Below are 420 nucleotides of genomic sequence, written 5' to 3'. Positions count from 1 at the left end.
AGTCAGGTGAAAGAGTTTGACTCGATCAAGCAGTTCTTTACTGCGGCGACAATGACGGCGCTCGCAGATGTTCCTTTTGCCATTATCTTTCTATTGGTTATCGCTTCTGTGGGTGGGCAGCTGGCCTTGGTGCCTTTAATAGCGGCTGCTTTCCTCTTGCTCTATGGTTACGTTGTGCATTTCCCGATAAAAAAAGTGGTTGATTTGATGCAGCAGGCAGCCGCTGAAAAAAATAGTGTTTTGGTTGAGAGCTTAAGCGGCATTGAAACGATCAAGTCCCTTAATGCGCAAGGGCGTCAGCAGGGCTTGTGGGAGAGAGCGCTGGTGCGCATGTCGCTATTAGGAGCGAGAGCCAAGCATCTGACCGACTCTGTATCGATCGTATCAGCTTCCGTTATGCAGCTTTCAACCATGGCGATT

The 420-nt window shown here is 49.3% G+C and carries 1 protein-coding gene; it reads left to right on the top strand.

Features of this window, described 5'->3' with window-relative positions; genetic code table 11:
* On the top strand, positions 1–420 hold a 420-nt coding region (locus tag A3761_RS03030), incomplete at both ends, for an ABC transporter transmembrane domain-containing protein (protein WP_255374909.1).

It is taken from the genome of Oleiphilus sp. HI0123, from assembly GCF_001635315.1.
Note: the sequence above shows the minus strand (reverse complement) of the source record. Positions and strands in the feature narration are given on the sequence as shown.